This is a genomic window from Streptomyces sp. TLI_171 (assembly GCF_003610255.1).
Lineage (GTDB): Bacteria > Actinomycetota > Actinomycetes > Streptomycetales > Streptomycetaceae > Kitasatospora.
Genome location: NZ_RAPS01000001.1, coordinates 6,891,827 through 6,916,836, shown reverse-complemented (window position 1 = coordinate 6,916,836; position 25,010 = coordinate 6,891,827). Strand labels below are relative to the sequence as shown.

The following is a 25,010-nucleotide window of genomic DNA, read 5'->3' as shown; positions in this document are numbered from 1 at the left end:
GCCTGGGCCGTGTCAACTGCCCAGTGCCGAAACGGGAGTACCGTTCGAGGCGACCTTCAGCCTGGTCTGGCGGCCAGCCTTGCGGCGCCGTGCCAATCTGACAGAGCAGGTCCGTAGCGACTTCCGCGCCGCCGCCGCAGAAGTCTCCGCCGGGCTGCAACCGGACGACCTGTTCGGGGCCGAGGACACCCTCAACGCCGTGCTCGGTGCACCCACCGGGCTTAACACCCCGCACTATCGGCTGCTTTCCGCGAAGCTCACCCTCCGCCTGTCGCCCACCGCGCAGGCGACCTTGGCCGTCCGGCGAGCCGACACCGAACGGATCAGGCGACTGGAGTTCCTGAAGACAGCCCTCTACGACCATCCGGACCTCGTGGTGCTCGACCGCATCGAGCGGACTTCTGAGCTCCCGGACGACGCCCGCGTGGCCGACCTGCAACGGCTCTCCCGCGCGATCAGGTCCTGTAACACCTGGTGGTACCCGTTCCTCGAGCAATGGGAGGCGGTCGGCGCCGGGTTCCAGGACCCGGAGACCCGGCACGAGGCGATGCAGGTTCTGCTCCGGCATTCCGTCGAGGCCCTAAAGGCGTCCACCGCGCCGGCGGAGCGGGTCCCCCCGGACGGACGGGCCGGGTGAGGGCGGCCCTCTGGAGGGCCATGCTCTCCCCGCTCACAACCCTGCGGGCGCTCCGTCTCCAGCGGCTCAGCCGCGACCTGTTCGACTTCGACAGCGCTTGGCGGCAGGCCCGGGTGCGCCACGCGCCTGACGAGGTCGAATACCTCTTGAAGTGCCATATCCAAGAGACGGAGGCCCGCCGACCCAACGGCCGCCTGTAGATACAGCCGTGCCAGGCGCGGTCGTTCATACCTGCGAGACTCGGATACTCGCCGTTCGTCTAGCCGCTCGGACACGGGACCCTGGCAGGTCATGCTGAGAGAGCGGCCTTTGGCCGCAGGGCTGAGGGGTTGACGACCGGGGTGCCGTGCTCCGGCCCGCCCCCTCGGCGGGCCGGAGCACGGGGGTTCAGGTGGTGCAGGCCCGGCCGTTGAGGGTGAAGGCGGGTAGGGCGGCGGGGGTGCCGGTGGCCTGGAAGCCGAAGGAGGCGGTGCCGTTCGGGGCGAGGGTGCCGTTCCACCCGGCGTCGGTGGCGGTGACGGCGGTGCCGGACTGGGTGACCTTGGCGTTCCAGGCGTTGGTGACGGCCTCGTTGCCGCGGTAGGCCCAGGCGAGCGTCCAGCCGGAGACCGTGGTGCTGCCGGTGTTGCGCACGGTCACGTCGGCGGTGAACCCGGTGCCCCAGCTGCTGCCGACGGTGTAGGTCACCGCGCAGCCCGCCACCGGGCTGCCGCTCGGCGACGGCGAGGCCGAGGGCGAGGGGGACGCAGAAGGCGAGGGAGAGGGGGACGGCGAGGGGGACGGCGAGGGAGAGGAGGAGGGGGACGGCGAGGGGGACGGCGAGGGAGAGGAGGAGGGGGACGGGGAGGGCGACGGCGACGGGCTGCTGCCGCCGGGCTCCGCGCCCCACTGCGGGGCTGCGCCGTCCAGCAGGCGGATGTTCGGCGCGTCCACCGGGGTCGACCCGGGAACGAGTGAAATGCCCTGGTAGGACCAGTCGTTGGTCGGGTCCCAGGCGCCGGCCGAGGCGATCCGGAACTGGACCTCCTTGCGGTAGGCGGACTGGCCGGCGGGGGCGATCACGGTGTTGGAGCAGTCCACGGTGACGTAGTAGGTGGAGCCGGACCACAGGGTGGGGCCGCTGACCGCGCCGCACTGGTTGTAGTTGGTGGTCAGGGTGATCTGACTGGGGCTCACCCCGGGTTCCAGGGTGAAGTAGTAGCGCAGCGAGGCGTTCTTGAGGGCGCGGGCCGGCCAGGCCGACTTGTTGATCAGGTAGGCCTTGATCTCGGTGAAGTTGGTGCCGGAGGCGTTCACCGAGGCCTGGACGGACATTTCGGGGCCGTCGGGGGTCTCCGCCGGCGGGAACGCGGCGAGCGCGGTCCCGCCGTACTCGCTGTAGAGGCGGGCGAGGGCGCCGGTGAAGGCGGCGTTGTAGTCGGTGGCGACCTCGTTGTTGACGTAGTTGGAGCGGTCGTCGGTGTAGGAGTCGTCGGCCGAGCTGGGACCGCCGACCAGGGCGCCGATCAGGGTGTGGCGGCTGTTGACGGGGCTGGTGAGCTGGTCGGTCCAGGAGCCGTGCGCGGTGCGGTGGTGCGGGTTCTTCGGCGAGTTGGCGCCGAAGCCGATCAGGTAGCTGGACTTGCGGGGGTTGTCGCCGAGCGCGTAGTTGATCTGCCGGACGGCGAAGTCGTGGTAGCGGGCCTTGCGGGTGGCGTCCCCGGTGAGCGTGTCGGAGTAGACCAGTGCGACGAAGGAGGTGTTGGCGGCGTAGCGCAGCGATCCCCAGGAGTCGAGCACGGCCTCGCCGCCCGGCGAGTACTTGACCTGGCTGCCGTTGACGCCGACGGTCCACCAGTCGAGCCAGCGGTTGGCGTCGTCGACGTACTGCTGTTTGCCGGTGAGTTGGGCGAGCAGCACGTAGGCGCCGTAGGACTTGTCGTCCCACGCGATGGTCCACTTGTAGGACTTGGTGGTGCTCTGCGGTTCGGTGGAGAGGTTGGCGTAGTAGCTCTCCGCCTTGGCCAGGTAGCTGCTGTCGCCGGTGGCCTTGTACAGCCAGATGGCGCCCCAGACCAGTTCGTCGTTGTAGCCGCTCCAGGAGTTGTAGTAGCCCTGGGCGTCCTTGATGCAGTCGCTGTACTTGCCGCGGTAGGTGTCGGCGAAGGAGTACAGCTGCTTGGCGTGGGTGACCAGGGTCGCGGCGTACGCCGGGTCGCTGTCGGCGAAGACCATGGAGGAGGAGGCGAGGGCGGCGGCCGTCTCGCCGGCCAGGTCGGAGCCGGGGCAGGAGGCGTCGATCTTGTAGGCGGGCCGGGCCATCGGCAGCACCTCGGCCGGGCCCCACCAGGCGTGGTCGGCGGAGCCGCTGCCGACCTGGCCGTAGAGCACGTTCGGGGCGGCGTGCGCCTTGATCAGGTAGTCGTCGACGAAGCGCAGGTTGTTCTTCAGGTACTGCATCTGCCCGGAGGCGGTGTAGCCCTGCTTCTCGGCGATCCCGCCCCAGGCCAGCATGGTGGTCGAAGCGGCCATCGGCAGGCCGAACTTGACGTGGTCCCCGGCGTCGTACCAGCCGCCGGTGAGGTCGAGGCCGACGTCCTTGCCGTCGTCGAGGGCGGAGTCGCCGCGCCAGCCGACCCGGTTGGTGGCGGGCAACGTGCCGGACTGCTGGGCCTCGTAGAACAGCACCGCCTTCTGCAGTGCCTCGGCATAGTTGAACGCGGGGGTGGCGGCCCGGGCGGGCGAGGAGGCCTGCAGCGGCAGCAGGGCGCCGGCGGCCAGGGCGCAGGCGGCGGCCACGCCGAACACGGTGCGGCGGGCGGATCCCGGGCGGCGGCCGGGGGCCACCGTACGCGTGGGGGTGGTGCCGGGTGGGGGTGCGGCGGGGTGCGGCATGGCGTCCTTCCGGGACGGCTGGGTGGGGCCCGGCGGAGGGGACGCGGTGGCGGCGCCGGGAGCGGGGACGGCAGGCGGGGTGGGCGGGGCGCCTCGGGGTGGGGGTGGGGGGTGGGCAGCCGAACGCACCTCCCCTGACCTGCTGCATTGCCATGGGAGCGCTCCCACTCCTGGCCGACGGGTGTGGCGTCGACAGGCAGTGGGCGGCGTCCATGGTGGCCGCGCCGACGCGTCCGTGTCAATGCACAACGCAGCACTCGCGCAGCGGAGTTGGCAAAGCGCCCGGCCCGACGCGACCGGCGCCCGAGTCCGCCGCGACCGACCCCCGGTTCGCCCCGCCGGTGGCGAGGGGGTCCGAGGGTCGGTCGAGAGCGGCGCTCGTTGCTCGGCGACGAGCCGCGCCGCAGCGAACTCCTCGGGGCCGCGCCCGGGCGCGCGCTCGCCCGGCCGGACCGCCGTTCCCGGCCGTCCCACCGATGGCCCGATGTGGCAGATCCTGGTCATTGCGGCCATGTCGGCGTGGGAGCGAGGATCGGGGCATGCCCCCGTCGCACCGCGTCGTGATCGTCGCCTTTCCCGGAATCGAGCTGCTGGACGTCACCGGGCCGGCCGAGGTGTTCTCGGTCGCCACCCGGGTCGCCGGAGCCGAGCGGCCCGGCTACGCCGTGCAGATCGCGACGGCCGACGGCGGTCCGGTGGTCACCTCCAGTGGTGTCCGGCTGCTGGCCGACCTGACGCTGCGTGAGGTGGCCGGCCCGGTCGACACGCTGCTGGTGTCGGGCGCGATCGAGCTGGTCGAGGACGGGGTGGAGCCGGTGATCGACCAGGAGGTGGTCGGCTGGCTCCGCGGTGCGGCGTCCCGGGCCCGGCGGCTCGGGTCGATCTGCGCGGGGGCGCACCTGCTGGCCGCCGCCGGGCTGCTGGACGGCCGGCCCGCCACCACGCACTGGCTCACGGCGGGCCGGCTGGCGGCCGAGCACCCCGCTGTCCGGGTCGACCCCGATCCGATCTTCGTCCGGGACGGCCGGGTGTGGACCTGTGCCGGCGTCACCTCGGGGATGGACATGGCGCTGGCCATGGTCGCCGAGGACCACGGGCAGGACCTCGCCCTGGCGACCGCCCGGATGATGGTGATGTACGTCAAACGCTCCGGCGGGCAGAGCCAGTTCAGCGTCCCGCTGTCGGTGCCGGGCTCCTCGGACGACCGGATCGACGAGCTGTGCCGGTGGATCGCCGAGCACCCGGCCGAGGACCTCTCCCTGGAGGCGCTCGCGGCCCGCACCCATCTGAGCACCCGGCACTTCACCCGGCTGTTCCGCCGGCGGACCGCCACCACCCCGGCCGCGTACGTGGAGGCGGCCCGGCTGGAGGCGGCCCGGCGGCTGCTGGAGGACCGCGGGTCGAGCCTGCCGGAGGTCGCCGCCGCCAGCGGCCTCGGCTCCGTGGAGACGCTGCACCGCGCCTTCCGCCGCCGGCTGGGCACCACCCCGGCCGAGTACCGCCGCCGCTTCTGACACCTCGTCGCTCACCGCGCCCGGCCGGCGGCCCACCGCGTCCGCGCGGCGCCCCGCCGTGTCCGGACGCGGCACCGTTCCGCACATTTCGGAGGAGAACCATGTCCCGCACGAAGGTGGTCCCGATCCCGGTGACCGGCCCGCACCACATCAACGCCTACCTGGTGCTGGGGCGGCGTCCCGTCCTGGTGGACGCCGGGACGCCCGGGAGCGGGCAGCGGATCCGCGACCGGATCGCCGCCCACGGCGTCGACCCCGCCGAGCTCGCGCTGATCGTCATCACCCACGGCCACATCGATCACTTCGGCTCCGCCGCCGAACTGCAGCGGCTGACCGGCGCGCCGCTGGCGGGCCACGTCGCGGACCTGGGTCCGTACCGCTCGGGCCGGGTCCGTGCGCCGTACCTGCCCACCGGGCCGATGGGCCGGCTGATGGCTCGCCACCGGAAGCTGCACGCCCGGGCCGAGCCCTTCGAACCCGCGGTGCTGGTCCGCGGCGAGACCGCGCTCGATGAGTTCGGGGTCGCGGCGCGGATCGTGCCGACGCCCGGCCACACCGCCGGGTCGGTGTCCGTCCTCACCGACGCCGGCGCGTTGGTGGCCGGCGACCTGGTCGCCAACTCCTTCATGGGCCTGGTGCCCGGTAGGCCCGCCAACCCGCCGTTCCACGACGACCCGCGGCAGAACCTGGCCAGCCTCCGCGCGATGCTCGCCCTCGACCCCACCACGCTGTACGTCGGCCACGGCACTCCGCTGGATCCCGTCCGGGTCCGGCGGTGGGCGGACCGCGAGCACGACCGCCTCGCCCGGCTGGAGGCCGCCGGCCGCCGCACCGCGCGCCGCGACTGACGCACCGTCGGGCCGGCGTACCCCCCGGCGGGCGCGGGCCCGGCCCGGAATCGGCGGCGATCTTCTGCCGTTCGCGTGACAAAACCGGACGAACCCGATCGATCGCAGGCCGACCGATTCCCGGTTTCCCACTATCGTGTCGATGTTGCGCCGAAGGAGGCCGACGGGGGCAGGGGGGATGACGGGGTGTCGAACGCCGGGTTGGCGCACCAGGTACGGATGGTGCGGGCGGGGGCGGGGGACCACGGCGGTCTGCGGTGGCTGCACGCGTTCACCGACGAGGCCGCGTTGCTGGCGTTCGCGCGGGCCCGGGGCTTCGCGGAGGCGGAGGTTCCGTACCTGACGGTGCGCGGCGTGGTGCCCGGGCACCGACCTGAGCCACTTCCACCTCGACGACCCGAGCACGTCGGAGGGTCAGGTGCCCACCGAGGACGGCGTCGTGTCGACCTGTCCGGGTGACGGACTCCCGTCCTCGTTGCGAGGCAAGGAAGCCGTGCGCGGCCTCAACTGGCGGGCGGACAAGGTGATCCGCGATGCGGAGGGGAAGATTCACATCTACGGGGAGATCGTGCCGTGACGGCGATGGACCGACCGACCGGCGCGCGGATCGTCGCGGACCACAGCCCGCCCCGCTACGGGACGGACGCCACCGGCCCGGTGGAGTACTGCCCGGTGGTCAGCACCGGGTTCGGCCTGCGCGGCTACCTGTGGTTCTCCGACGCGGAGGGCGCCGCCTGGTTCGTCGAGCTGCGCCGCCTGGACCGCTTCTCCGGGTCCGGGCACTGGTCGGACCTGCTGAAGGCGGCCCGCGCCGGGGAGTTGACGCCCTCCCGGGCCGTCGAGCTGTTCGCGGAGCAGCCCGAGGACCCGTACTACGGCCTGCCGGACCTGTCCGCGCGGGCGACCGCGGACTCCGTCGAGGCGGTGAAGGAGCTCGGGCTCGAAGGCTGGGTCCCGCCGAAGGAGCCGATCGTGCCGCGCGGGCACCGGCCGTACCCGGGCGACGCGGGCCGGCTGACGGAGGCGGTCGACGGCTGGCGGTTCGAGGTCGACGAGGGGTACGACCCGCGGGGGCCGGTGCCGGCGGAGGCGGTGGCGGGTGTCTGGGAGGTCAGCCGGGCGAACCATCCGGTGCGGTACTGGCCGAACCCGCGCCACGGGGCGCCCGCGGAGGAGCGGGCGGCCGGGGTCGCGGCGCCGCCGCTGCCGCCGCTGCTCGCGGGGCGGCGGCCGGCGGGGCGGGCGCTGCTGGGCTGGCTGGAGGACGCGCGGGCGCCGCGGCTGTGCCGGGTCGCCGGGTCGAGCGGCACCGGTCGTACGCACCTGCTGCGCTGGCTGGCGGCGGCCTGCCCGCCCGACCATCCGCGGCCGGACCGGCGCGTCCAACCGGTGCTCGACGCGGCCGGGTTGACGGCCGAGAGTTTCGTGTGGCGGCTCGGCGCGGCGCTGGGAGTTCCGGCCGGCAGCGCGCACGAGCTGGTCGCGGCGCTGACCGACGGGACGCCGCGGGTGCTGGTGGTGACGGACCTGGACCGGGCCGGTGGCGGGCTGGTGCGGGACGCGCCGCAGCGGATCGCGGCCGAGGTGCTGCGTCCGCTGCTCGCCGTGCCGTGGCTGCGGATGGTGGTCGAGTGCGGCGCCGGTACACCGGCCGCGGAGGCGTTGGACGTTCCGGCCGCCGTTCTCGACCTGGACCGTCCGCAGTGGACCGACCCGTTCGCGTTCGAGGACTGGTGCCTCACCTTGACGGAGCACCAGCTGCCGTCGGACGCGCTGTACCCGTCGCCGGCGCTGGCGCTGCTGGCGGCCCGTACCGCCCCGGGCGTGCCGGTCGACCCGGCGGCGGAGCCGGGGCGGAAGGCCGAGTCGCTGGCCGAGGCGTGGTGGGCGTCGCTGCCCGAGGAGGCGCGGGCGCCGATGGTGGCGCTGGCGGCCGTCGGGGGCGGGGTGGACGCCGCGCTGTGGGCGGAGTTGCCGACCACCGGCGGGGCGGCGGCGGTGCAGGCGGCCGCCGACTTCGTGCTGCCGTCGGACGACGGTGGGCGGCTGCGGGTCTGGCCGTACTCGTTCGCCGACCGGCTGACGCTGTGGGGTCTGGATCACGCGGCGCTCCGCCGGGCGGTCCTGCGGGCCCGGCCGGGCCCGCGGGACGCGGACCGGCTGGGCGTGGTGCTGCGGCACGCGGTGCGCTCCGGGGCGGCGGTGCTCGACCTGCTGGCGGACCCGGCGGTGCTGGTGCACGCCGATCCGGCGGCGGTCACCGCGGCGTTCGGGAGTTTCTCCCCGGCGTTCGCCGACGCCACCTCGCCCGACCGGATGAGCGGCGGCCCGTGGGGCGTCGGGCCGGAGCGGGCGGGCGATCCGCCGCGGCGGCTGATCGAGGCCTGGTGGCTGGCCGGTCCGGTGGTGACGGCGAGCGCGGACCCGCAGGTCCGGGCGTCGGCGCTGCACACCTGGCTGGCGGGCGCCGACGACCCTGAACTCGCCGACACGGCTGCGCGGTTGGCGCTGACGGCCGGTCACGGGTGGCGGGTCCGCTGGTCGTTCGCCCGCCGGGTCGACCGGGTGTACCGGCTCGCGGCCGGGCACGGCCGGGACCTGGCTGGCCTGCTGATGGTGGCGGCCGGGCGGACGGTGTGCGCGATCGATCCCGGCGACGGGACGCTGGTGCAGCGGGCGGACCGGGCCACCCTGGACGATCCGTCGCTGGCCGCCCTCGCGGTCGGCGAGGACGGCAGCCGGCACGTCCTGACGGCGGACGGCGGGATCCTGTCGATCGGCGCGGCCGACGACCCGCAGACCGTCGCGGACGCCCTGGTGCGGCTGCGGGAGTCGCTGGAGCACGGGGCGACCGCGATGGCGGCGCTCGGCCGGCCGCGTCCGGTGGTGGTGCTCGGCGACGAGGCGGGGTACGTGCACGCGGTCCCCGGGCTGCCGGGGGCCGAGCCGCGCCGCACCGAGAGCGCCGCGCACCGGGGGGCGGTGACCGCCGTGGACCTGACCCACTACGAGAACGAGCACCTGGTCGTGTCGGGCGGCGCGGACGGCACGGTGTGGACGTGGATGCCGGACCGGTATCCGATGACCGATCCGGTCCTGGCCCGGGACGCCGCGGTCACCGCGGTGGCGGTGACCAGCACGGTCCACGGCCTGATGTACGCCGCGGGATGGGCGGACGGGCTGGTCCGGGTGGTGCTGGTCGGCGCCGAACGGGTCACCCACGACCTGCGGTTCGGGTCGCCGGCGGTCGGCCTGGTGGTCACCGAGCTGGGCCGGCTCTGCGTGGCGACGGCGGACGGGGTGCTCGGGATCGACCTGGCGGAGACGGCGCAGCCGCCCGCGGGCTGGGAGCCGCCGGGCGCGGGCGGGGTGCCGCGCGCGTACGAGGGCCACCCGTACGCGCTGCGCGGCGAGCGCACCGACGTACCGGCGGTCGGACCGGAGGGGACCGCGTTCTGCCGCGTCGCCTGCTGGCGCGACGAGACGGCGCGCCCGGCCGACCGGTACGCCGTGACGGCGCAGGGACCGTGGGGCCGGATCGAGCGGCGGAGCGGTGACGCGTTCCGGGCGCTGCGCGCGGTGAGTCTCGAACTGGAGCCCGCCGGTTGGACGTTGGTGCTGGCCGGAACCCGGCGGGACGTCACCGTCGACCGGGCGCTGGCCGAGGCCGGCGGCGAGCGGGCGTACCTGATGGTCCCGGTGGCGCCGGGGGTCGCGCCGCCCCTGGTCGACCTGCTCGACCGGGCGGAACCGGCCCAGGTCGGGACGGTCGAGGAACAGCGCCGGGCCGCCGAGGCCTGGCTGGAGGCCAACGAGCAGGCGCTCGGGTAGTCGGACGACGGGGAGGTCGGGCAGTGCTGAACGGGGATGCGGGTGGGACGGGGCCGTGGGAGCCGGTGGCTCCGCGCGGGTACCGGCCGGTGCCGGGGATCGGCGCGATCACCGGGCCGGAGTGCGAGGAGGCCGCCGGGCGCGGCGGTTGGCTGTTCCGGGCGGACCCGGGCCACGACCCGGACGGGCCGGTGCCGCCGGAGGCGGTGACGGGCGCGTGGCAGGTCGACCGGCAGGGGCGCCCGCTGCGGTTCTGGCCGAACCCGCGGCACGGTGCACCCGTCGAGCCCGCGGCGCCCGCCGAGGGCCCGCCGGTCGCCGTGCCGCCGCTGCTCGCCGGCCGGCGGCCGGCCGGGCGGGCGCTGCTGGGCTGGCTGGACGACGCGCGGGCGCCCCGGCTGTGCCGGATCGCCGGGTCGAGCGGCAGCGGCCGCACCCACCTGTTGCACTGGCTGGCCACCGCCTGCCCGCCCGACCACCCGCGCGCCGGTCGCCGGGTCCACGCGGTGCTGGCCGCCGCCGAGTTGACGTTCGACACCTTCGTGTGGCGGCTGGCCGCGGCGCTCGGCGTCGCCGCCGGCGGGCCGGACGACCTGCTCGCCGCGCTGATCGACGGGGTCCCGCGGGTCCTGGTGGTGACCGACCTGGACCGGGCCGGCTCGGACGGGCTGGTGCCGGACGCGCCGCAGCGGATCGCCGCCGAGGTGCTGCGCCCGCTGCTCGGCGTGCCCTGGCTGCGGATCGTCGTGGAGTGCGCCACCGGCACGCCCGCCGCAGAGGCGCTGGACGTGCCCGCCGCCGTGCTGGACCTCGACGATCCGCGGTGGACCGACCGCGAGGCGTTCGCCGACTGGGCGGCCGGCCTGGCGGGCCGTCAGCTGCCGGACGGCGTGTACCCCTCCCCCGCGCTGGCTCTGCTGGCCGCCCGCACCGCGCCGGGTCCGGTGCTCGATCCGGCCGGGCCGCCCGGGGAGCGGGCCGAGGCGCTGGCCGGGGCCTGGTGGGCCTCCGTGCCGGAGGCGAGCCGGGTCCCGATCAGCACCCTGGCGGGGATCGGCGAGGGCCTGGACACCGAGTTGTGGTCCGAACTCCCCGGCGGGGGCGGGCCCGCCGCCGTCCACGCCGCGACCGCGCTGCTGCTGCCGCCGGACGGGCGGGGCCGCTACCGGGTCTGGCCGCGCGAGTTCGGCGAGCACCTCGCCGAATGGCGCCTGGACCACCTGTCGCTCCGTCAGAACCTGCTGCCCGAAGAGCCCGGTCCGGCGGACGCCGACCGCCTCGGCCTGGTGCTGCGCCACGCCGTCCGCACCGGCACGCCGGCCGACGACCTGCTCGCCGACCCGGCCGTGCTGGCCCACGCCGATCCACCGGCCGTCGACACCGCCCTCACCCACCGGCCGGCCGCTGCCCGCGAGGCGCCGGCGGACACCGCGCCGGACGGGACGGAGCCGGTACCGCGGCAAGCCGTCCGCACCGCCTCTTCCGCCGATGACCCGCTCACCGACCCGGCCGTCCCGGACCTCGCCGACCGGCCGGCGGCCGGGGAGCGGGACCGGCCGAGTGTCGTTCGGCGGGCGTGGCGGGCGGCCGGGCCACTGGTCGCCGGCACGGCCGACCCGGCGGTCCGGGCCTCGGCGTTGCACGCCTGGCTGGGCGGGGCGGACCAGCCGCTCGCCGACGGATTGGCGGAGCTCTCCGGCCAGGCGTGGCGGTCCCGTTGGGCCGTCCCGCGGTCGACCGAGCCGGTGTACCTGCTCGCCCGGGAGAACGGTCCGCTGCGCGCGCACCACGTGGCGGTGGCGAGCGGATGGGAGATCGGTACGCTCGACCCTGCCACCGGCCGCAGCAGCGCCACCGACCCGCTCCGGCTGGAGGACCGGTCGACGGTCGCCCTGGCGACGGGGGCGGACGGAAGTGCGTACCCGCTGCTGCGCAGTGGCGCGGTGCGGCCGGTCCGGCCGTCCGGGCTCGACGGCGCCCCGTCGCCGGCGCTGGGGGAACTGCTGGCGACGCTGGACGAGGGTGCGACGGCGATCGCCGCCCGCGGCGGCGAGCACCGGGTCCTGGTGCTGGGCGACGCGGCGGGCCGGGTGCACCTGCGGGAGGACCGGCCCGAGGCGCAGGCGGTACGGTCGGCGCAGACGCTGACCGCCGGCCCGGTGACAGCGGTCGACACGACCTGGCACGACGGCGCGCACCTGGTCGCCGTGGGCGGCCGGGACGGCAGCGTCCGCACCTGGGCGCCCGGTCAGGACGCCCTCCCCGCACCGCTGTTCACCCGGTCCGCCCCGGTCACGGCCGTGGCGCTGGCCGGCACGCCGCACGGCCTGTTCGCCGCCGCCGGCTGGGCCGACGGCGCGGTCCGGATCGCCCGCTGGGGCGGCCGCCCGACCCTGGTGGAACTCCAGCTGGGCACGCCCGTGGTCGGCCTCGCCGTCACCGACGGGGGCCGGATCTGCGCCGCCACGCCCAACGGTGTCCTCGCCCTCGACCTGGACGGCTCCGACCCGGCCGAGCCGTAGGCGACGGAGCGTCAGTCACCGGGCCCGGCGGCCTCGTCGGCGAGGGCCGTGATGGTGGGACGGCCCTCCAGCACCGCCAACCAGTCGGTGGGCAGGGCGGCTTCGCCGTGCGCGGCCCCGAGCAGGTTGCCGCAGACCGCGCCGGTGGAGTCGCTGTCGCCGGAGTGGTTGACGGACAGCAGCAGGGCGGCCTCCACGGGGTTTCGGCCGGGGGCCGTCCCGGTGGTGCCGGCGAGCGCGGCGTACAGCGCGATGGCGAGGGTCTCCTCGGCGGTCCAGCCGCCGCCGAGGCTCTCCACGCGCTGCGCGTCGGCGGGGCCCTGGGTGGCCAGTGCGAAGGCGGACCGGATCGCGACGGCGGTCGCCCCGTGGTCGGGGTACCGGGTGACCACCGCGAAGGCGCGCGAGGCGGCGTCGGACACCGTGCGGCCCTTGAACAGCTGGTGGATCATCACTGCCAGTGCCCCGGCCGGGTAGTAGCCCGTCGGGTGGCCGTGGGTGATGGTGGCGCAGCGGACGGCGAGTTCGAAGGCGTCCCGCTCGTCGGCCCCGGCCGGGAGCAGGCCGGGGAAGCCGAACGGCGCGGAGCGGATCAGCGCGCCGCAGCCCTTGGCGTCCGGGTTGACCGGCCCGGGGCGGCCGTCGACGGGGGTGCGCGGGTCGGGCACATGGCGGTCCAGCACGCCGTACTCGCAGGCCCGGCCGGGGGCGCGGCGCGCGTACAGCCAGGGTTCGGTCCGCAGCCGGCCGGTGCGGTGCGGGTGGCCGTCGGGGGGCGGCGGGGCGGTGTAACGCTGGGTGTCGTGCCAGCGCAGGTAGGCGTCCAGGGCGTCCGCCTCGGGGTGGCCGGTGTGCCGGGCGTTCAGCAGGGCCTCGACGGTGAACAGGGTCAGCTGGGTGTCGTCGGTGATCCGCCCGGTGACGCCGTGCCGGTCGGGCACCGGCCCGCAGAGGCCCTGCGGTCCGTACTCGGCCTCGACGGTGACCATGGAGCGCATCTCGATCGGGTTCCCCAGCATGTCGCCGAGCGCCCCGCCGAGCAGGCAGCCGCGTGCCCGTTCCCGTTCCCCCGTCATGTCCCGCTCCCCCTCGTGCCCGGTCGCCTTCCGGCACCCTACGGGGCGACGGCGCGCAGCCGGCAGGCAGGACGTCGCCCTCGGCGGTGGTGCGTAGCGAGACATGGCCGTGGCCGGGCTGTGACGCGGGGTCAGCAGACTCGTTCCCATGCGGAACACGGGGGAGGGAACCGCCGGGACCACGGCTGTGCTGCGCTGGGCCGGGCATCCCGGCACGCTGCTGGCGGTCCTGCTGCTGGCGTTCAACGACCGGGTGGCGAAGCACGGTTGGCCGGGCGGCCTGACCGGAAAGCTCAGCGACGTGGCCTGGATGGTGGTCGCCCCGCCGGTCTTCGCGCTGCTGCCGACGGCCGTGCTGCGGCTGCGCGGCGACCGCCCGGCCGCGGTCGGCATCGCGTTCACCGCCGCGAGCTTCGCCTTCGCCAAGTCCACGGCCGCAGGGGCCGAGTCGGCCTCCCGGCTGTGGTCGCTGACGGGAGTGGAGAGCCGCACCGTCGCCGACCGCACCGACCTGCTCGCGCTCCCCGCCCTCATGGTCTCCTGGTGGCTCTGGCGGCACCGGCCCGATCGACGGCTGCTCGCGCTGCTGACCGTCCCGCTGGCGGTGACCGCGATGGTGGCCACCAGCGCCTCCGAGGCCGATGTCGCCGGCAGGCGGCCGAGGCTGGTGTCCGAGGCCGGACAGCCCGTCATGTTCCTCCACCACCAGCGCTGGACCACGGCCGACGGCGGACTGACCTGGCGGGCCTCCGCAAGCGCCGCCCGGCGACGCGCCCCGGACCCGGCCCCGGACCCGCTGGCCGGCGTCTGCCTGCCGGAGCCGGCCGGGCTCTGCTTCCGCATGCTCGACCCCTTCCTGCCGGTGGAGGTGAGTCACAACGGGAGGCTGACCTGGCAGGTCGACCGCCGCTCGCCGCTGACCGAGGGCCTGGCCCCGCGGCCCGGCCCGCCGCCCGCCGCCCCGGGCGCCCCCGCGGGCGTTCCGATGGTGGTGGCCGCCGCACCGGGCGGCGGGTACCAGGTCGTCGTCCAGTGCTGCGGGCTGCTGGTCCGGACCGTGGACGGCGCCTGGACCACGGTGGCTCTGCCGCCCGAGCCACTGCCCGCGGCGCTTCCGGCGGACGCGGACCCCGGGATCTTCCGCGGGCAGTTCGTGGCCTGGGCCGCGGGCTGGGCGACGATCCTCGCCGGGCTGGCCGGACTGCACCTGACGCGGGCGGGCGCCGCCCGCCGGGCGCGGCTCGGAACGCTGCTGGCGGTCCGTCAGACGGTGGCGCTGGCCTGGGTGCCGGCCGCCTCCTGGCTGGCGGGCGCCGGGCTGGTCGGACCGGTCCCCGGCCTTGCGATCGCCGGGGTGCTCTCGCTGCTGCTGCCCGCCCTGCTCGCGCTGCCGCTCCCCGAGCCCGGATCCCCGCCCGGCGGGCTGCCGCAGGTGCTGGTCTCCGCGCTGGGCCTGGTCGTCGGCGTGGTGACCTCGCACGACTTCCTGCGCTGGAAGGCCGGCGAGGTGAGCTCCTGGTGGGCGGCCTGCCGGCTGGCGTTCGGCTGGACCGTCGCCGGCATCGCGCTCGGCCTGGCCCTGGGCTTCCTGTTGGGCCGCGGCACCCGCCGGCCACCCGGCCGGCCCGCGCCGCGCCCGGTGCTCCCGCCGCCCGCCCGTCCGTCCCGGCAGCAGGCGGGCCGGCACCGCTGACGGACGCGCGCTGGGCGAGCTCCGCTCGTGGCCGGGGTGTGATCCGAGCGGGGAGGACCGAGTGCGACCGGAGCGGTCCCGCCGCCGGTCCCGGACGGCCGCGGCGCGCCGCACACCCGGCGCGGAGAGCCGACCGGCCGAAGGCTCGCTCTGCTTGCGCTGCTGCTGGCGACCACCGCGGTGGTGGCGACCGGGCGCGGCCGGGCGGGCAGGCCCCGGCGGGGCGGCTCGCACAGCTGCTGGCGGTCCGTCAGCCGGTGGCCCTGGCCTGCGTACCGGCTGCCGCCCTCGCGAGAGCCCCGCGCCCGTCCCCCGGCCGCCGTCCATGCGCCGTCCGGTCCGGCGTGCGTGCCACCGGGCGCTTCCCGGCGCGCCGAGATTCTGGTCCGGCACGGCGGCGGCGAGGGGTTGGGCCGGCTGCACGTTCCCGCCCGCGCGCCCGGGAGTCGGCGGCCCTCCGCACGGCGCGGTCAGCGGGCCGGCTCGAAGTACGACCAGTCGGAGCTCTCCACGACGGCGCGCCAGGTGGTCAGGTCGAGCGGCGGGTTCTCGCGGGTGATCTCGTGGCCGGCGCCGTCGGAATCGGGGACCCCGACGAACTCGGTGAAGTCGAGGACCAGGCCGTCGGGCCGCCACAGTGCGACCCGGTACCCGTAGAGGCCCGGCAGCCGGGAGTCGTCGAGTTCGACCAACTCCCAGCTGCCGTCGGGGAGGTACCCGGCGAAGCAGGCCTCCTGGTGGTTGCCCGTGTGACCGCTGGGGGTGCCGCACCTGAACGGCGGCACCGCGGGCGCGCGACCGTCGGTCGGGAAGGGCAGCATGGGACGCGACATCGTCATGACGATGGCCGAGGTGGCCTCGTCGTCGGTGTAGCGCAGATCGACGCTGGACCCGTTGTCCGGGGACACGGGCGGGTAGCCGCTCCCGAAGCCGAGCTTGAAGGTGCGACCCGGCAGCATCGCGCCGAGGGTCTGGTACACCTGGAGCGGGGTGAACTCCATGAGGTAGCCGGTGGGCTTGCCGTCGGGCCAGCCGGAGGTGAGCTCCGGTCCGGCGCCCATCGGGAGGACCGGGGACGGCGCCGAACTCGGCGTGGTGCTCGGGGCGGGCGACGGGGTGTCGGTGTGGTCGGCGTCGGGGGCGGACGGGCCGATCGCGGCGGGCCCGACGGTGCGGGCCGGCGCGTGGCCGGCACCGGTCATGGGCAGGCCGACGCCCGCACCGGCCGCGGCGAGGCCGGCGACGGTGAGCGCGGTGCCCGCGATCCGCAGTCGGCGCAGTAGTTGGCGGCGGCGGCCGCGCCGCCCGCTCTCGGCGACGATCACCGCCACGGGAACCGTCAGCTCCTCGACGCTCCTCTCCATCATGCGGGAGAGCTCCTGGTCCAGGTCCAATGTCCGTGGCCTTCCGTACGTGCAGTTGGGGGGGTGGGTCAGTCCTGCAGGAGCAGGGCGCGGTCGGGGCCGAGGATGGCCCGCAGCCGGGTGAGCGAGCGGGAGTTGAGGCTCTTCACGGCGCTGACGGTGATGCCCATCGCCTCGGCGGTCTCCTCCAGGCTGTAGTCCTCGAGGTACCGCAGCGCCACCGCGACCCGGTTACGGGGCGGGAGTTGGCGCAGCGCGGCGACCAGGGTCAGCCGGAGGGCGGCGGAGCTGCCCTCCGGGGTGCCGAGGGCCGGCTCCTCGGGGAGCTCGCCGACGGCGAGTTCGCTGGAGCGCCGCAGCCGCCGGTGAGACAGGTAGCAGCGCAGCAGGACCTTGCGGGCGTAGGCGTCGATGCCGGCCTCGCCGTCGCCACGCCGCAGTCTCCCCCAGACCGGGTACAGCTTGGACAGGGCCGTCTGCACCAGGTCCTGGGCCTGGTGCCAGTCACCGCACATCAGGTACGCCAGTTGGAACAGGCGGCGCGCCCGACTGGCCGCGAACTCGTCGAAGCCGAGCCCTTCGGTCATGTGGTCCCCCGGATGGAAAAGTGTTCGTCGACGTCCTCCATACACGCCGCGGCCGGCGGGTCCCGTCGCGCGCCGGAGATCAAGTTTCGGTAACGGGGCGTCCATTGATAAGCGGGGGTGTTCGGTTCCGATCACAAGTCGGCGGTGGACGGGGACTCGGGCGATCCTCCAGACTCGAAGGCATGTCCGGGAACGTGTGTGCGGTGATCGGCGGTCGAAGTGCGGCCGCGGCTCCCGCCTGCCCGCGGCTGTCCCCCGCGCCGACGCCGCTGCTGACCAGCCGCCGCGCCGTCGACTTCGGGTTCGTCGGCTCCGCCTGCTGTCGCTGACACCGGCGGCCCGCGCCGCCGTTCTCCTGCTCCGCCCCTGATTCCGTCCGGCCGCGTCGTGCCGTCCGGCCGCCGCGTCCTGCCCGGTGCCGCCGGACGGCCCGGCTCCGCCTGCCCGCCCCTTGCCCGAGGATGCGCCATGACCAGCACCGCCCCACCTGCTTCCGCTCCTTCCGCCGACGGCTTCCGGCTGCCGCGGCCCGACCTGTCCCGGCTGGACGAGATCACGGCGGCGCTCGCCGCCACCGCCGCCGAGTACGACCGAAGCGGCGCGTTCCCGCACGAGGCGGTGCAACTGCTGCACGAGGCCGGGCTGTTGACTGCGACGGTGGGCCAGGAGTGGGGCGGCCCTGGGGTCGGGTTCGCCGATCTGGCCCGGATCCTGCTGGCGCTGGGGCGCGGCGACACCTCGGTGGCGCTGATCGCCACCATGACGCTGGTGCCGCACGCACTGGAGAGCGGCCGTCCGTGGCCGCCGGCGCTGTACCGGCGGATCCTGGCGGAGTCGGCGCAGCGTCCGACGCTGATCAACCACGCCCGGGCGGAGCCGGACGCGGGCCCGGGCGGCGGCACGGTGGCTCGCCGCACGGACAAGGGCTGGGCGATCACCGGCCGGAAGCGGTTCGTGACGGGCGCGGAGGGCCTGGCGTACTTCCTGCTGTGGGCGGTCACCGACGAGCCGCAGCCGCGGCTGGCGGTGTTCGTGGTGCCGGGCGGTTCGCCGGGCATCGAGATCCTGCCGACCTGGCGGCAGCTGGGGATGCGGGCGACGGTCAGTCACGAGGTGGTGTTCACCGACGTGGAGGTCGGCCCGGAGGACCTGATCGAGTTCAACGACTTCGGCACGCCGCAGCGTTCGGGGTCGGGACCGGAGCCGGACCGGGAGCACGCCAACGCGGTGCTGCTGATCTCGGCGGCGCTGTACCTGGGGGCGGCCCGGGCGGCGCAGGACCACGTGCACCACACCGGGTACACCAAGGTGCCGAGCCAGTTGGGCCGCCCGGTGGGCAGCACCGAGCGGTTCCGCCGGGTGGCGGGAGAGATCGAGGTGCTGCTGTCCACCGCGGAGCAGCTGGTGTTCGCGATCGCCGGGAAGCTGGACCGCGGCGAGGAGGTGTCGGCGACCGAGGCGCTGTCGGCGAAGGTCGCGGTGATCCGCGACCTGACCCGGGCGGTGGAGCTGGCGGTGCGGCTGCTGGGCAGTTCGGCGCTGTCGCAGACCGGCCCGCTGGAGCGGATCTTCCGCGACGTGCAGGCGGCGGGCGTGCACGCCCCGCAGGAGGACTCGGCCCTGCTGGCCGTCGGCACCTCGGCGCTGAACGACTACGGGCGGCGGTTCGCGTGAGCGGCCGGCCCGTCGTGCGCGTCCTCGCCCCGGCCGCCCAGGGTGTCCAGCGCGCTGCGCAGCACCCCGGCCAACTGCTGCGGGGCGCCCGCCCGGTAGCGCAGGTAGAGGGGTTCGGGCGGGACGGCGGGCAGTCCGCGCAGGCGGACCAGTCCGGCGGGCGGCGGGCCGTGGTCGGCGAGCAGGGCGACGCCCAGGCCGCCGCGCACCGCGCTGATCACGCCCGCGAGCTGGGCGGCTTCGGCGATCACCGTGACGGTGCGTCCGCCGGTCCGCAGCGCCGTCAGCGCGCGGTCGCGCAGCACGCAGGGGCCGTCGATGGCGACCAGCGGGACGGGCGTGCCGGGCGCGGGCGGGCCCCACTCGGGGGCGGCGAACCAGGACAGCGGGACGCCGCCGGCCGTCTCGCCGGGCCGTCCGCCGTTGTCGCCGATGAACACGGCGGCGTCGAGCGCGCCCTCGTCCAGCGCCTGGTGCAGCCGGCCGCCCCGGTCCAGTCGGAACCGAACGGTGCGGCCCGGGAGTTGGGCGCTGACGGTGCGGGTGATGGCGGGCAGCACGCCCTCGGCGACGTGTTCGGTGGAGCCGATCAGGTAGCCGGCTTCGGCGGGTTCGGTGACGCCGAGGCGGACCAGCGCCTCGTCGTGGGCGGCGAGCACCCGGCGGGCCTCGGTGAGCGCGAGTTCCCCGGCGGGGGTGAACCGGATGCCGCGGCCGCTGCGCTCCACCAGGGCGCGGCCGAGGGTGCGCTCCAGGCGGCGGACGTGCTGGCTGACGGCGGACTGGGAGATGCCCAGCGCCGCGGCGGCGCGGTGGAACCCGCCGTGGTCGCCGATCGCGGCGAGGCTGCGCAGCGCGCCGATGTCCAGTGTTCTGGTCATTGTTCGAGACTAACAGCGCGCCGGCCCGGCGGAACCTGCCGCCGGATCGGACGGATCGTCAACTGCCGTTGATTCCAAACCACTTGGCGGGGCCGTCGGCCGCCGTCACGTCATCAGAACGCAACAGCGGGAAACAGCGGCCGCGTTCGTGAACAGCTCGGAGGAAAGATTTCCATGCGCATTCCCAGACCCGGCCCGGCCCGGGTCCTCGCGTCCGCCGTCGCCGGCGTCCTGCTGCTGGCCGGTTGCTCCGGCGGGAGCGGCACCGGTTCGGCGGACGGCAGCAAGCCCGTCGCCGGCGGCACGCTGACCTACGCGGTGGACACCGAGCCGGTGTCCTGGGACCCGCACGTGTCGACCCAGGACCTCACCGCCGAGCTGCAGCGCCAGGTGTTCGACTCGCTGGTGTCGGAGGACGCCGGCGGCAAGTTCCACCCGTGGCTGGCCACCTCCTGGGAGGTGGCCCCGGACCTGAAGAGCTTCACCTTCCACCTGCGCACCGACGTGAAGTTCCACGACGGCACGCCGTTCGACGCCGCCGCGGTGAAGGCCAACTTCGACCACATCGTGGCGAAGGAGACCAAGTCGCAGTACGCCGCGAACCTGCTGGGCTCCTACACCGGCACCACGGTGGTCGACCCGGCCACCGCCCGGGTGGAGTTCGCCCAGCCGTCCGCGCCGTTCCTGCAGGCCGCCTCCACCACCTACCTGGGTTTCTACTCGCCCAAGGCGCTCGCCGCGGACGCCGCGAAGCTCGGCCAGGGCGGCGCGGTGGACGTCGGCACCGGGCCGTTCAAGTTCGTCTCGTACAGCAAGGGCCAGGAGGCGGTGTTCGCGAAGAACGCCGACTACAACTGGGCCCCGGGGACGGCCGAGCACACCGGCCCCGCGCACCTGGACAAGTTCGTGGTGCGCTTCCTGCCCGACGCCTCGGTGCGGGTCGGCGCGCTCTCCAGCGGCCAGGTGCAGGTGGTCAAGGCGGTGCCGCCGCAGAGCGTGGCCGGCCTGCAGGCCGACTCGCGGCTGAAGCTGGTCAGCCAGGCCGCGCCCGGCGGCAACTACAACCTGTGGCTGAACGGCTCGCTGGCCCCGCTGAACGACCAGAAGGTCCGGCAGGCGATCCAGCGCGGCATCGACCTCGACCTGGACGTGAAGACCGTCCAGTTCGGCCAGTTCCCGCGCGCCTGGAGCCCGATCTCCGCCACCACGCCCGGCTACAACAAGGCCCTGGAGGGCAGTTGGCCCTACGACCGGGCGCTGTCCGACCGGCTGCTGGACGAGGCCGGCTGGACCGGCCGGGACGGTGACGGCTACCGCACCAAGGACGGCAAGCGGCTCACCCTGGTGTGGCCGCAGCTGACCGCCAACGCCACCCAGCAGAGCCGCGACATCCTCGGCCAGGCCTTCCAGGCCGACCTGAAGAAGATCGGCGTGGAGGTGCAGCGCCCCGCCCTGGACGTCGGCGCGTACTCCACCCTGGTGTACGGCGGCAAGGCCAACATCGTCGACCTGGCGTGGGCCCGGTTCGAGCCGGACGTGCTCTGGCTGTTCCTCAACTCCGCCTCCGACCCGGCCAAGGGCGGCATCAACGCGACCTTCCTGCCCGACAAGCAGCTCGACGACTGGACCAACCAGGCCCGCGCCACCCTCGACGCCGAGCAGCGCGGCAAGCTGTACAAGCAGGTGCAGTCCCGGGCGATCGACCTGGCCACCGTGATTCCGGTGTACACCCCGTACGCGCTGACCGGCCTGTCCTCGAACGTCGGCGGGCTGAGCTTCGACTCGGACACCTGGCTGAACTTCTACGACGCCTGGCGCACCCCGTGACGGCGTTCCGAATCGGCCCCGCGGCGGCGGCTCTGCCGTCGCGGGGCCCGGCCCTGCTGCGGGCCGCGCTGCGCCGGCTCGCCGGGGCGGTCGCGGTCCTGTTCGGCGCGGCGACGCTGGCGTTCACCGCGCTCCGGCTGATCCCCGGCGACCCGGTGTCGGTGCTGCTCGGCCCGTCCACCACCACCTCGCCCGAGGTCCGGGACGAGATCCGCCGCCAACTCGGCTTCGACCGGCCGGTGCTGGCGCAGTACCTGCACTTCCTCGGCCGGCTGCTGCACGGCGACCTCGGCCAGTCGTACCAGTTGCAGCGTCCGGTCGCCGACCTGGTCGCCGAACAGCTCGCGCCCACCCTGCAGTTGGTGGCCGCGGCGGTGCTGCTGGCGCTGCTGGTGGCGATCGCCTCCGCGGTGGCCTCCGCCGGGCGGCCGCCCGCGCTGCGGGCGCTGACCGGCGCCTGGGAGCTGGTCGCGGTCTCCACCCCCTCGTACTGGCTGGGCCTGGTGCTGCTCACCGTGTTCTCCTTCCACCTGCGGCTGTTCCCGGTCGCGGGCGCGGACGGCTTCGGCTCGCTGGTGCTGCCCGCGGTGACGCTGGCGCTGCCGCTGGCCGGGACGCTCGCCCAGGTGCTGCGCGAGGGCCTGGAGGCGGCACTCGCCCAGCCGTTCGCGGTGACGGTGCGGGCCCGCGGACGCGGCCGCACGGCGCTGGTGCTCCGCCACGCGCTGCGGCACGCCGCGGTGCCGCTGGTGACGCTCACCGGGTGGCTGACCGGCTCGCTGCTCGGCGGCACCGTCCTGGTGGAGTCCGTCTTCGGCCGGCCCGGGGTGGGCGCGCTGGTCCTCGGCGCGGTCAACAGCCGGGACGTGCCGGTGGTGATCGGCGTGGTGCTGCTGTCCGCGCTCGCCTTCGTACTGATCTCCGCGGCGGTCGACCTGCTCTACACGGTGCTCGACCCCCGACTCGGGAACAGGTGATCCGGTGTCCCTCGCTCTCCTTGTTCCGAAGGCCCGCCGGCTGCCGCCGTGGGCGGTGCTCGCGGCCGGCGCGGTGCTGGCGCTGATCGTGCTGGCCGCCGCCGTGCCCGGGCTGTTCGCGGACGCCTCGCCGACCGCGACCGATCCGGTGAACGCCCTTCAGGGCCCGGGTGCCGCACACCTGTTGGGCACCGACCAGCTGGGCCGCGACCTCTGGTCGCGGCTGGTGCACGGCGCGGGCCCGGCGCTGGCCATCGGCTTCGGCTCCACCGTGATCGCGGTGGCCGGCGGCGCCGTCCTCGGCCTGGCCGCGGCGCTCGGCGGCCGCTACGCGGACCAGGTGCTGATGCGCGCCGCCGACGTGCTGCTGGCCCTGCCCGCGACCCTGCTGGCGCTGCTGGTGATCACCGTGCTCGGCACCGGCACCGGCAACCTGGTGCTGGCCATCGGCTTCGCCCTGGTGCCCGGCTACGGGCGGATGGTGCGCTCGGAGGCGCTGCTGGTGCGCCGCTCCGGGTACGTGGAGGCGGCGGTCGCGCTCGGCGTGCCCCGGCCGCTGCTGATCCTGCGCCACGTCCTGCCGAACTCGCTCGCCCCGCTGCTCACCCTGGCCACCGTCGGCTTCGGCAGCGCCCTGATCGCAGCGTCCGCCCTGAGCTTCCTCGGCCTCGGGCCGCGCCCGCCGTCCCCCGAGTGGGGCGCGATGCTCGCCGAGGGCCGTGGCTTCCTGGAGACCGCCTGGTGGCTCGGGGTGTTCCCGGGCGCGGCGGTCACCGTGACCGTGGTCGCCGTCACCGTGGTCGGCCGCCACCTGCAGCAGCGTTTCACCCGGAGGTCCGCATGAGCCCGTCCCCCCTGCTGGCCGTCGACGACCTGCGGGTCTCCTTCGGCGGCGCGGCGCCCGTGGTGCGCGGCGTCTCGCTGCGGCTGGAGCGCGGCGAGTGCCTGGCCCTGGTCGGCGAGTCCGGCTCCGGCAAGAGCGTCACCGCCCGCACCCTGGTCGGCCTGACCGGCCGTCACGCCGCGGTCGGGGCCGACCGGTTGGACTTCGACGGGACCGACCTGCGGGCCCTCGGCGAACGCGACTGGCGGCAGGTCCGCGGCCGCCGGATCGGCCTGGTCCTGCAGGACGCCCTGGTGTCGCTGGACCCGCTGCGCACCGTCGGCGCGGAGATCGGCGAGGTGCTGCGCCTGCACCGCCCCGCGCCGCGCCCCGAGACCCGCAAGCGGATCCTCGGGCTGCTGACGGACGTCGGCGTGCCCGAGCCGGAGCGCCGCGCCGCCCAGTACCCGCACCAGCTGTCCGGCGGCCTGCGCCAGCGCGCGCTGATCGCCTCCGCGCTGGCCGGCGGCCCCGAGCTGCTGATCGCCGACGAGCCGACCACCGCCCTGGACGCCACCGTGCAGGCCCAGGTCCTGGACCTGCTGCGGGAGTTGGTGGCCGACGGCACCTCGCTGCTGCTGATCAGCCACGACCTGGCGGTGGTCGGCCGGCTCGCCCACCGGGTCGCGGTGATGTACGCGGGAACCGTCGTCGAGCACGGCCCGGTGGAGCAGGTCCTCGGCGACCCGCAGCACCCGTACACCCGCGCACTGCTCGCCGCCGTCCCCCGGCGCGAGCGCAAGGGGAGCCCGCTCTCGGTCCGCCCGGCGCCCGCCGCGCTCGGCCCGGCCGGGCCCGACGGCTGCCCGTACGCGGCGCGCTGCGCGCTCGCCGAGCAGCGCTGCCTGACCGCGCTGCCGCCCGCCACCGCCCCGGACGGGCACGGTGTGCGCTGCTGGCACCCGGGCGAGCGACTGCCGCTCGCCGAACCGGTGCTGCGCGCCGCCGCCGAGGCGGCGCCGGAGCGGCCGGTGCTGCTGGCGGCGGAGCGCCTGTCGAAGACCTACCGCGGGCCGGACGGCACAGCCCACCAGGTGGTGCGCGAGGTGTCGTTCGAGGTGGCGGCGGGCGAGACCCTGGGCCTGGTCGGCGAGTCCGGCTCGGGGAAGACCACGGTGGCCCGGATCGCGCTCGGCCTGCTGGAGCCCGACTCCGGCACGGTGCGGTTCGCCGGCGAGCCGTGGTCGGGCCTGGCGGAGCGTCACCGGCGGTCCCGACGGCGGCTGCTGCAGGTGGTCCAGCAGGACCCGCTGGGCTCCTTCGACCCGCGCCACGACGTCCGGCGGATCCTCGGCGAGGCGCTGGCCGCGACCGGCCTGCCGCGCCCCGCCCGGGACGCCCGGGCCCGGGAGCTGCTCGACCAGGTCGGCCTGGCGTCCGGGGTGCTGCGGGCCCGCCCCGGGCGGCTGTCCGGCGGGCAGCGGCAGCGGGTGGCGATCGCCCGGGCGCTGGCCGTCGAGCCGCGGCTGCTGGTCTGCGACGAGCCGGTGTCCGCGCTGGACGTCTCCGTGCAGGCCCAGGTCCTCGACCTGCTCACCGAGCTGCAACGGGAACTCGGCCTCGCCATGCTGTTCATCTCGCACGACCTCGGCGTGGTGCACCACTTGAGCGACCGGCTGATCGTGCTGAAGGACGGCGAGGCGGTGGAGAGCGGCGACGTCCACCAGGTCTTCGACCACCCCACGCACCCGTACACCGAACGCCTGCTGGCCGCCGTGACGGCCGGGGCCCCGGCCTGACGGGCGCCCGCGCCGGACCGGGGCCCGCCGACCGGGCCGATCCACCATGCACCGCGAGAGCGCTGTCCACCTCCACGACGGGA

18 protein-coding genes and 2 pseudogenes are annotated in these 25,010 nt (G+C 75.6%); 14 read left to right on the top strand and 6 right to left on the bottom strand.

The genetic code is table 11. From position 1 onward, the window contains the following. The first annotated feature begins 79 nt into the window (after positions 1–79). A complete protein-coding gene (locus BX266_RS30655; protein ID WP_143687037.1) occupies positions 80–637 on the top strand; it encodes a hypothetical protein in 558 nt (185 codons plus the stop codon). Positions 638–1,024: 387 nt separating this feature from the next. Here BX266_RS30655 and BX266_RS41285 read toward each other — a convergent pair. Beyond that, positions 1,025–1,318: pseudogene (locus BX266_RS41285) on the bottom strand (cellulose binding domain-containing protein); the annotation flags it as partial. A 25-nt stretch (positions 1,319–1,343) separates the two neighbouring features. On the opposite strand from BX266_RS41285, the gene BX266_RS41280 reads away from it, so the two are divergent. After that, complete coding sequence (locus tag BX266_RS41280) at positions 1,344–1,607, top strand: hypothetical protein (RefSeq protein ID WP_399171317.1); 264 nt, start codon at positions 1,344–1,346, stop codon at positions 1,605–1,607. 119 nt (positions 1,608–1,726) lie between these two features. On the opposite strand, the pseudogene BX266_RS30645 reads toward BX266_RS41280, so the two are convergent. Then, positions 1,727–3,511: pseudogene (locus BX266_RS30645) on the bottom strand (glycoside hydrolase family 9 protein); the annotation flags it as partial. Positions 3,512–4,050: 539 nt separating this feature from the next. Between BX266_RS30645 and BX266_RS30640 the strand changes: the two are divergent. The 5 genes from BX266_RS30640 (at position 4,051) to BX266_RS30625 (ending at position 12,226) form a co-directional block, all read left to right on the top strand. Next, positions 4,051–5,025 (top strand): GlxA family transcriptional regulator, encoded by a 975-nt coding sequence (locus BX266_RS30640; RefSeq protein ID WP_099905100.1) that lies wholly within the window; start codon positions 4,051–4,053, stop codon positions 5,023–5,025. A 101-nt stretch (positions 5,026–5,126) separates the two neighbouring features. Beyond that, positions 5,127–5,873, top strand: a complete 747-nt coding sequence (locus BX266_RS30635) for an MBL fold metallo-hydrolase (protein ID WP_099905098.1) — start codon at positions 5,127–5,129, stop codon at positions 5,871–5,873. A 418-nt stretch (positions 5,874–6,291) separates the two neighbouring features. Beyond that, positions 6,292–6,450 (top strand): hypothetical protein, encoded by a 159-nt coding sequence (locus tag BX266_RS39010; protein WP_180290679.1) that lies wholly within the window; start codon positions 6,292–6,294, stop codon positions 6,448–6,450. Between the two features lie 5 nt (positions 6,451–6,455). Beyond that, a complete protein-coding gene (locus BX266_RS30630; RefSeq protein ID WP_143687036.1) occupies positions 6,456–9,704 on the top strand; it encodes a hypothetical protein in 3,249 nt (1,082 codons plus the stop codon). Positions 9,705–9,769: 65 nt separating this feature from the next. Next, positions 9,770–12,226 (top strand): hypothetical protein, encoded by a 2,457-nt coding sequence (locus tag BX266_RS30625; protein WP_143687035.1) that lies wholly within the window; start codon positions 9,770–9,772, stop codon positions 12,224–12,226. Positions 12,227–12,237: 11 nt separating this feature from the next. Here BX266_RS30625 and BX266_RS30620 read toward each other — a convergent pair whose 3' ends face one another. Continuing rightward, on the bottom strand, positions 12,238–13,302 hold the full coding sequence (locus BX266_RS30620) for an ADP-ribosylglycohydrolase family protein (RefSeq protein WP_099905091.1): 1,065 nt from the start codon (positions 13,300–13,302) through the stop codon (positions 12,238–12,240). A 148-nt stretch (positions 13,303–13,450) separates the two neighbouring features. Here BX266_RS30620 and BX266_RS30615 point away from each other — a divergent pair, with 148 nt between their 5' ends. Continuing rightward, on the top strand, positions 13,451–14,995 hold the full coding sequence (locus tag BX266_RS30615) for a hypothetical protein (protein ID WP_143687034.1): 1,545 nt from the start codon (positions 13,451–13,453) through the stop codon (positions 14,993–14,995). 470 nt (positions 14,996–15,465) lie between these two features. Here the strand turns inward: BX266_RS30615 and BX266_RS30610 are convergent, their stop codons facing one another. Then, positions 15,466–16,362 carry a hypothetical protein gene (locus tag BX266_RS30610; RefSeq protein WP_143687033.1) on the bottom strand — a complete coding sequence of 299 codons (897 nt, stop codon included), beginning with the start codon at positions 16,360–16,362 and terminating at the stop codon, positions 15,466–15,468. 65 nt (positions 16,363–16,427) lie between these two features. Beyond that, positions 16,428–16,946: a SigE family RNA polymerase sigma factor gene (locus BX266_RS30605; protein ID WP_099905085.1), complete on the bottom strand. Its 519-nt coding sequence runs from the start codon at positions 16,944–16,946 to the stop codon at positions 16,428–16,430. A 182-nt stretch (positions 16,947–17,128) separates the two neighbouring features. Between BX266_RS30605 and BX266_RS39005 the strand changes: the two genes are divergently transcribed. Further along, positions 17,129–17,275, top strand: a complete 147-nt coding sequence (locus BX266_RS39005) for a hypothetical protein (protein ID WP_180290678.1) — start codon at positions 17,129–17,131, stop codon at positions 17,273–17,275. 139 nt (positions 17,276–17,414) lie between these two features. Further along, complete coding sequence (locus BX266_RS30600; RefSeq protein WP_180290677.1) at positions 17,415–18,620, top strand: acyl-CoA dehydrogenase family protein; 1,206 nt, start codon at positions 17,415–17,417, stop codon at positions 18,618–18,620. On the opposite strand, the gene BX266_RS30595 is transcribed toward BX266_RS30600, so the two are convergent. Further along, complete coding sequence (locus BX266_RS30595) at positions 18,599–19,501, bottom strand: LysR family transcriptional regulator (RefSeq protein ID WP_259464933.1); 903 nt, start codon at positions 19,499–19,501, stop codon at positions 18,599–18,601. The genes BX266_RS30600 and BX266_RS30595 overlap by 22 nt on opposite strands. A 174-nt stretch (positions 19,502–19,675) precedes the next feature. Here BX266_RS30595 and BX266_RS30590 point away from each other — a divergent pair, with 174 nt between their 5' ends. From BX266_RS30590 to BX266_RS30575, 4 genes are read left to right on the top strand one after another with little or no spacing between them, the layout of a single operon-like run. Beyond that, entirely contained in the window at positions 19,676–21,328 is a 1,653-nt protein-coding gene (locus BX266_RS30590) for an ABC transporter substrate-binding protein (protein WP_099905083.1), read from the top strand. After that, a complete protein-coding gene (locus BX266_RS30585; RefSeq protein WP_259464932.1) occupies positions 21,325–22,305 on the top strand; it encodes an ABC transporter permease in 981 nt (326 codons plus the stop codon). Before BX266_RS30590 ends, BX266_RS30585 begins: the two co-directional genes overlap by 4 nt. A 4-nt stretch (positions 22,306–22,309) precedes the next feature. Beyond that, complete coding sequence (locus BX266_RS30580; RefSeq protein WP_099905081.1) at positions 22,310–23,149, top strand: ABC transporter permease; 840 nt, start codon at positions 22,310–22,312, stop codon at positions 23,147–23,149. Beyond that, positions 23,146–24,927, top strand: coding sequence for an ABC transporter ATP-binding protein (locus BX266_RS30575; RefSeq protein WP_099905079.1), 1,782 nt, complete (start codon positions 23,146–23,148; stop codon positions 24,925–24,927). Before BX266_RS30580 ends, BX266_RS30575 begins: the two co-directional genes overlap by 4 nt. The last annotated feature ends 83 nt before the right edge of the window (positions 24,928–25,010 follow it).

Excerpts from the sequence above, each read along its gene's own strand:
- BX266_RS30600 (WP_180290677.1), top strand. The coding sequence starts at position 17,415 with ATGACCAGCACCGCCCCACCTGCTTCCGCTCCTTCCGCCGACGGCTTC.
- BX266_RS30610 (WP_143687033.1), bottom strand. The coding sequence starts at position 16,362 with ATGATGGAGAGGAGCGTCGAGGAGCTGACGGTTCCCGTGGCGGTGATC.
- BX266_RS30615 (WP_143687034.1), top strand. The coding sequence starts at position 13,451 with ATGCGGAACACGGGGGAGGGAACCGCCGGGACCACGGCTGTGCTGCGC.
- BX266_RS30575 (WP_099905079.1), top strand. The coding sequence starts at position 23,146 with ATGAGCCCGTCCCCCCTGCTGGCCGTCGACGACCTGCGGGTCTCCTTC.
- BX266_RS39005 (WP_180290678.1), top strand. The coding sequence starts at position 17,129 with ATGTCCGGGAACGTGTGTGCGGTGATCGGCGGTCGAAGTGCGGCCGCG.
- BX266_RS30635 (WP_099905098.1), top strand. The coding sequence starts at position 5,127 with ATGTCCCGCACGAAGGTGGTCCCGATCCCGGTGACCGGCCCGCACCAC.
- BX266_RS30630 (WP_143687036.1), top strand. The coding sequence starts at position 6,456 with ATGGACCGACCGACCGGCGCGCGGATCGTCGCGGACCACAGCCCGCCC.
- BX266_RS30620 (WP_099905091.1), bottom strand. The coding sequence starts at position 13,302 with ATGACGGGGGAACGGGAACGGGCACGCGGCTGCCTGCTCGGCGGGGCG.
- BX266_RS30640 (WP_099905100.1), top strand. The coding sequence starts at position 4,051 with ATGCCCCCGTCGCACCGCGTCGTGATCGTCGCCTTTCCCGGAATCGAG.
- BX266_RS30595 (WP_259464933.1), bottom strand. The coding sequence starts at position 19,501 with ATGACCAGAACACTGGACATCGGCGCGCTGCGCAGCCTCGCCGCGATC.
- BX266_RS30605 (WP_099905085.1), bottom strand. The coding sequence starts at position 16,946 with ATGACCGAAGGGCTCGGCTTCGACGAGTTCGCGGCCAGTCGGGCGCGC.
- BX266_RS30590 (WP_099905083.1), top strand. The coding sequence starts at position 19,676 with ATGCGCATTCCCAGACCCGGCCCGGCCCGGGTCCTCGCGTCCGCCGTC.